The sequence below is a fragment of the Empedobacter sp. GD03739 genome, assembly GCF_029843245.1.
In the GTDB taxonomy this organism is placed as follows: Bacteria; Bacteroidota; Bacteroidia; order Flavobacteriales; family Weeksellaceae; genus Empedobacter; species Empedobacter falsenii_B.
Window position 1 is genome coordinate 1 of the sequence record NZ_JAOCHX010000077.1, and the last position, 6,915, is coordinate 6,915.

Consider the following 6,915-nt stretch of genomic DNA (forward strand, 5'->3'; position numbering starts at 1 on the left):
AGAAGGTTTTTATTATTTTGATGGATTGGTATGGGTAAAACTATCATCAGGAAACACTAATCCAAACTTTTTCTATATGCCTTCTATTGTATTACTAACCGTACCATCAGATAGTAGAGTAATTGATACAACAAACGAATCGTATACTTTTGATAAAGACACTTCTGTTTATACGGTAAAATTACACGATTTGTATAAAGCTCAGTTTACAACACCAGTTATCGCGAGTTCTGCAACTGCCAGCCTGAGTCAAATTGTATTAAAGGCAAATAACTATGATTATTTTGTAACCTATGCAGATAATACTGTTTTTACAGATATAAAAGTAGATGATAATGGAATTCTTACGTATAAAGTAACGTCTAATGCTATTATTAGAAATGGTTCTTTTATGAATATTGTACTAAAGGTTAGGTAGTTGACAATGATTAATGATTCGTTGAATCTTTAGAAATTACAATATGAAATTAAATATTAAAAAGAATCTTTTCGGATTGTTTGCATTATTTGCTTTACAACAAACCAATGCGCAAATCATCTTTAAAGAAGATTTTGGACAAACAACTACACGTAAATCATCTCCTTATGTTCCGCAAGCGGGTAATGATTTAAATTTAGAAGTTTCACCTTATACTTGTACACCTTATTATAGAGCTGCAACATCATATTACGTCGGTGCAACAAGACCAACTTGTAAAGACAATCCTATTGGAACACCTACTAACGGTTATGAGTTAAGTAATTATAATGGGTGGCTAAAAAATATCAGTGATGGTTATTATGTTGTAGTCGCGCCAACCAATTTGAAAGACGCATTTGGAACTGGCTCAGCAGGAACTGGAAGTTGGTGGTTAAGTGTTTCGGATCATACAGCTAATACAAACGGAGCTGTAATGGTTGTTAACGCTGGAAAGATAACAAATCAGTATTATCGCAGAGCTGTTACCTTGAAAACAGGTACAACATACAAATTATCTGCATGGGTAATGGAAGTAGCGTTTTTAATCTTAAAATGGAAGCTCAAAATATTCTTACAGAGCAACTTTTGGGAAGTAACTTGACGGGAAATAATCCAAAAGAATTGAAATTAAGCGAAGCCAATAAATGGGAACAGCTATCTTGGACTTTCACTACTCCAACAGATCAAAATTGTAATACTGATATTGCGATTTCTTTAAGGAATAATTATACGACGAGTGAGACAGGAAATGATTTCTATATAGATGATATTGTTTTAGAAGAAGTCATAGACCCTTCTGCTACTGTCATTGATTGTAATCCACAAAATGGAGTTATCGATGATATTATCAAAGCGAATGATGATGCAATTACAACCACATTAGAGGGAGGTGTATATTCAATTATTACTAATGATTCGTATTCTAAAGTTGTAGGAAATGTCGTTTTGAATGGAACAGGAAAAAATTCATCTATAGTTCCATTGGGTACTTGGCCTACAGGTTATTCAATTGATACAAATGGACAATTAGTAATTGCGGCAAATGCTCCAGCATTAACTAATCCGTTAGAATATCAAATTACAAATTTGTTAGGCGTATCTTCAGTTGCAAAAATTACAGTAAAACAGGATTTAGGCGTATCTATTAAAGGAAATCCTGATGTTTATGATTGGGTTACTGGCCCTAAAACATATTCAACTGTTAGTTCAAATGATGTTTATAATGGAGGTATAGCTGGACAAGGATTTATTTTTTCTGGAATAGAACAGAATGCTAAGATCTCTCCAAAAGGAACTTGGCCTAATGGAATTAGTTTGAATACTACAACAGGAGAAATTACTACTACAGCTGCCGCAGTGAAACCAACAGGTGCTATTTACTATACATTATGTAATATGGTTGGTGTTTGTCAAGATATTGCTGTGACTTTTTTGGGAAGTGAATCTCCTAACTCTGATTGGAAACCCGGAAAAATATCTTCAACAGGAGAAACATGTTATAATGGAACAATAGAAGTTGTGAATACAGAAAAAGCAAGTTATTTGGCTTATCTTATGTCTTATAATTGGCAAGCAAGTATTGATAACGGTGCAACTTGGCGTGATTTTGGAACAATTAGTGAAAGTGAAAATCAGGAAAATGAGTCAGTTGGAGATGTGATTATTCAGAAAGGTGATAAATTAATAATTAACGGTTTAAAAAAGCCAACTTTAGTCAGAAGGCAAGTAAAACGAATAGGTTTAAGTGGTTATGCTTATACAGCTCCAGTTTTAGTCACGCCTTCAGAAGAAAATACAATTACTCTACCTGATAAAATAAATGCTTTTGCAGCAGAACAAGGAACAAGTTTTACTTTTCCTACTGTATCAACAAAATTTCCTTCTACTATTAAGATTTTAGATGCAAATGGTAAAGAAGTTGGTACTACAATTTTTGATTTAAAGAAAGGTGAATATACATACACAATTGAAGCGACAACAACAACTGGTGCGCCTTTAGAAGGTTGTGTAACATCTGTTATTATACAATTAATTGTTTACGATTTAAAAGATTGTGATATTGTTAAGAAAAAGATTTTTGCAACAGATGTTAGAGATTGGAGTTCTGGATTAAGTGGTGTTGCTAATAAAGAAAAAGCAGTAAATGGAAACCGTGCTGATTATGCAACAATTACTGGAGGTGTTGTTATTTTAGGAATTGGTACTGTAGGTGTAGATTTATACTTTACAAAATTATCTGATCCAAATGATCCAAAATCTAAACGTGTTTTATATACGGCTGAAGAGTTAAAAGGAAAAAAAGTATCCATAAAATTAGGTGAACAATATTCTGGACTTAAAGTCGCTGGAGGTTTATCGGTAGTAGGACGATATACTAGTGCTACTGATCCAAATGATATTGGATTAACAAGCGGTATCCCAATAGGTATTACAAATGAGAATGCAGGAACGTCGTTTGGTGTAAAAGGAGGCGTATTAGATTTATTGAAAGGAGATAATGTATTCGATTTTTCTTTTATTCCTACCAAAAGCAATGGTACTCATGTAGCTTATAATGGGGTTCGTGTGCAATTAGGTTCTTTACTTTCTGTAGCTGATTTGGCTACTGTCTTCCATGCATATATAGAAGAAGAGGAACTTGTAACAGATCCAAATTATAAACCGCTAGGGGATATTACTGTCAACCCACCTTCATCATTACTTTATCCAATAGTACAAAAAGATATAGATGGAACAGATTTAACAGATATCAAAAATGTAGATATTAAGTTGAATGAATTTACACATGATGTCACTTGGGGTAACCGTTCAGAAGTGTTGAATGTTGCAAGTGGTTTATCTTCTGTAGTACATCCTTATTATGCTGTAGATGATAATTATGATAGTTATACCTTATTTAATGCAACGGCAGGGGTGTTGAATCAACAATTTTTACGCACACATTTGAGACAAGCTGCTCGACCTGGAGATCAAATTCAAGTAACATTGGCTTATCCAAATATTAATGTCTTAAACTTAAGTTTATTACAATTAGGGAATTTTAAAATTGTTTATTATTTAGGTGATACAAAAGTAGGAGAAGAGAATATGGAGAAATTTAGAATTTTAGATATAGGTTTGTTTAACTTTAAAAATAAACGTAGAGCTGTTATTTCTAGACCAATTACAATCCCATTTGATTCTTTCGAAATTCAACAATTCAATACAGTGAATGTTAATCTTGGAGACGGGTTACATGTTCATGATATTCGTATTGCGCCAATGATGTTATTTGAAGGGCAAGAAGATTCGAAAGAAGTAACTAAAATATGTGCAGCTGACTTTCTAGCTATTAAGAGTCCAGATTTTTGTACAGAATATGAAATTTCTTTCGCTAAGGTAGTTGAGTTTGGAGGGACTTACACAATTCCTGACAAAGATGAGGATCCGGATAATGATTTACCTTTATTAGATAAAGATGGAAATCCTATCAAAGAAATTTTAAAGGTAGAAGATATTCCGAATTCTAATTTAAAATATAGTCATTCAGGAGCAGGAGTTATGTATTATAATATAGACAGATTATATACAGAATACGAAAATGAAGGAATTATTCTTGTTAAAGTACAAACTAAACGACAAGGACAAAATTATGGAAATGCTCAATATTTGAGAGTGAAGCTTCAAAATTGTCAAGAAGCTTTAGTTAATCCAGTCATTAGATTATCTAATTAAATCTAAAAAATGATCATAAAAAATCCAGACTTATCGTCTGGATTTTTTTTATAATTCATACTAGGATGGATTATTTCTTTGAAGTGACTTCTCGGAACCTAGAAATGACAGCGCTTAAAATGACAACATTTGCTTTTGAAAAAATTATTTGAGTTAAAAAGTGATATTTTACTTTTATAAGCTTACATCATCCATATATCTATGGTAATCTACCATTCATCAAATTGAATTTTTACATCAAAAACTTTCTCGTTGTTTTGTCTCAGAAATATAAAAATTCGTATAATGAAAAAACAAATTGTTCTATTCGGTTTATTATTGTCTTGTATCTCATGTTCAATACATGTAAAGGCTCAGACATCATTACCAATCCATTTGGGTATAAAGGCTGGTGGAAATTTAACCAACATTTCTTCTACAGAAAGTTTTGAAGGAAAATATAGTTTTGGTTATCAAGCTGGTGCAATGGCTAGATTAGATTTAGGAAGTGCTTATCTACAGGGAGAAACGTTGTTTAATAAAAGAAAAACTAGTTTTGAAGGAGAGATAGAAAATTCGAAATTAAGCTGGAATTCTATTGATGTTCCTGTCACAATAGGGTATAAAATTGTAAATACAAACGAATTTAATTTGCGTGCTTTTACAGGCGGACTTTATAGTTATTCTTTCGGAAAAGAAATTACCGGAGCAGATGACATCAAACAAGCCTTTTCTAAATTTGATAAATCATCTATTAGTTTAATCGCAGGATTAGGATTCGATATTCAACGATTATCGATTGACTTTAGCTATGAAAATAGCCTATCCAATGTGAGTAAGAACTTCAAATCAAAACCTAAAAGTTTTTCGATTGGAATTGGCTACTTTTTGTTTTAATTCGAATAACAATACTTAATTTTAGAAACTGCAATACCTATTGTGGTTTCTTTTATTTTTTTTAATTTACTTTAATACAATGAATTTTAAATTCTTTAAAAAACATCTTTTCATTACCATTTTCTGGATTGTATTGGGCATTACACTTTGGCTTAACTTCCAAGCAAATGATTCAAAATACGATGCCTTACTACAAACGATTGCAATATTATTTTATTCGATTATATTAACCTATTATCTTACAGAAAAATTACTTCCAAAAGCATTGCAAAAGAAGAAAATGAAACAGTTTTTGATTCTTTCAATTTTCTTTATTTTGACATTGTCTATTTTTAACTCTTTTGTTTTTACCTATATCAGTGTTAGCTCAAAAGAACCTTTACCAGTTCATTTTTCTGATCACATTCCTATATTGTGGAAAGGATTTTATCTTTCTATACCTGCATCTTTATTAATAATTGGTACGGCGTGTGGCATTCGTTTTTATCAAGAACATGGGAGAATAGAGCGTGATCATATTTTACTTCAACAAGATCATTTAGAAAATCAACTCAAATTATTACAAGATCAAGTTAATCCTCATGTGATGTTTAACATATTGAACCATATTCATATTTTATTAAAGAAAGATACCGAATTGGCTTCATTTTTACTACTCAAATTCTCGGATATTTTACGTTATCAACTTTATGAATGCAACAAAAACGAAGTCATATTAGAGAATGAAATTCAGTATTTAAAAGATTTGATTGATGTAGAAAAATTACGATGGGGAAATGAAATTGATGTTTCCACTTCATTCGCTATAATGAATAAAAAAGCGATGATTGCTCCTTTGTTATTGGTTCCTTTTATAGAAAATGCTTTTAAATATGTAAGCAGAGTCCCTGATTATAAAGGATTTATCGAAATAAATTGTAGCGAAAATAACAATCAAATTCATTTGAGTATGGAAAATACATATGCTAAAATTCCTATTCAATCTAAACATATAGGTGGAATTGGATTACAAAATGTAAAAAAGCGACTAAATTTAATTTATCCTGCTGCTCATCAATTAAATATTACAGAAAATGGACAATTATATAAAGTCGATTTAACTATTAATTTATCTTCAACATGACTACAACACCTCTAATTTCAAGAAAAATGAAATGCTTGATTATTGATGATGAACCTTTGGCTCGTCAGCATATCAAAGATATGGCAGAGCAAATTGATTTTCTAGAAATTATACAAACATGTTCAACAGCTCTAGAAGCAACTACATATGTTACAGAAAGCACAATTGATCTAATTTTCTTGGATATTAATATGCCTTATCTTTCTGGTCTCGAATTTTTGGAACAAATCGAAAATCCACCACTTTGTATTTTTACTACCGCTTATTCCGAATATGCGCTTGAAGGATTTCGATTGCAAGTAGTTGATTATTTACTAAAACCAATTGCATTCAACCGATTCTATCAAGCTGTTAATAAAGCTTATCAAATATTTTTACTTAACGAAAAAATAAAGCATGGAACTATTCTCAATGATCCCTTTCTATATGTACGACAAGGAGATACTTTTACCAAAATTTCTTGGGTAGATATTCTGTATGTAGAAAGTATGCAAAATTATGTAAAACTACATTTCAAAGATAAATCTATTCTAATTCACCAAACCATGAAAGTATTAGAAGAATCTTTACCAATGAATCATTTTTTTCGAATACATAAATCTTTCTTAGTGAATGTAACACATATAGAAATAATTTCTGGAGGTCGAATTTATATAGGCAAACATGAACTTCCTATTTCTAGGAATAAAAAGGATGAATTACTCAATCAAGTAGTCTATAAAAAATTAATTAGTAAATAAAA

At 31.1% G+C, this 6,915-nt stretch carries 5 protein-coding genes and 1 pseudogene; all 6 read left to right on the forward strand.

Going from position 1 to position 6,915, the window contains the following annotated elements; all coding sequences use genetic code 11:
- Nucleotides 1-418: pseudogene (locus N5E64_RS15155) on the forward strand (hypothetical protein); the annotation flags it as partial.
- A 43-nt stretch (nt 419-461) separates the two neighbouring features.
- On the forward strand, nt 462-1,061 hold the full coding sequence (locus tag N5E64_RS15160) for a hypothetical protein (RefSeq protein ID WP_125349314.1): 600 nt from the start codon (nt 462-464) through the stop codon (nt 1,059-1,061).
- Entirely contained in the window at nt 1,013-4,174 is a 3,162-nt protein-coding gene (locus tag N5E64_RS15165) for a hypothetical protein (protein ID WP_125349315.1), read from the forward strand. The genes N5E64_RS15160 and N5E64_RS15165 overlap by 49 nt, the downstream gene beginning before the upstream one ends.
- A gap of 285 nt (nt 4,175-4,459) precedes the next feature.
- Complete coding sequence (locus tag N5E64_RS15170) at nt 4,460-5,050, forward strand: porin family protein (RefSeq protein ID WP_280038232.1); 591 nt, start codon at nt 4,460-4,462, stop codon at nt 5,048-5,050.
- A gap of 79 nt (nt 5,051-5,129) precedes the next feature.
- The gene (locus tag N5E64_RS15175; RefSeq protein ID WP_280038233.1) at nt 5,130-6,173 is read left to right on the forward strand and encodes a sensor histidine kinase; all 1,044 of its coding nucleotides are present in this window, start codon (nt 5,130-5,132) and stop codon (nt 6,171-6,173) included.
- 26 nt (nt 6,174-6,199) lie between these two features.
- The gene (locus N5E64_RS15180) at nt 6,200-6,913 is read left to right on the forward strand and encodes a response regulator transcription factor (protein WP_280038234.1); all 714 of its coding nucleotides are present in this window, start codon (nt 6,200-6,202) and stop codon (nt 6,911-6,913) included.
- The last annotated feature ends 2 nt before the right edge of the window (nt 6,914-6,915 follow it).

Bases quoted from the DNA above. Each gene is read 5' to 3' on its own strand.
- N5E64_RS15165 (WP_125349315.1), top strand. From the start codon at position 1,013: ATGGAAGCTCAAAATATTCTTACAGAGCAACTTTTGGGAAGTAACTTG.
- N5E64_RS15160 (WP_125349314.1), top strand. From the start codon at position 462: ATGAAATTAAATATTAAAAAGAATCTTTTCGGATTGTTTGCATTATTT.
- N5E64_RS15170 (WP_280038232.1), top strand. From the start codon at position 4,460: ATGAAAAAACAAATTGTTCTATTCGGTTTATTATTGTCTTGTATCTCA.
- N5E64_RS15180 (WP_280038234.1), top strand. From the start codon at position 6,200: ATGAAATGCTTGATTATTGATGATGAACCTTTGGCTCGTCAGCATATC.
- N5E64_RS15175 (WP_280038233.1), top strand. From the start codon at position 5,130: ATGAATTTTAAATTCTTTAAAAAACATCTTTTCATTACCATTTTCTGG.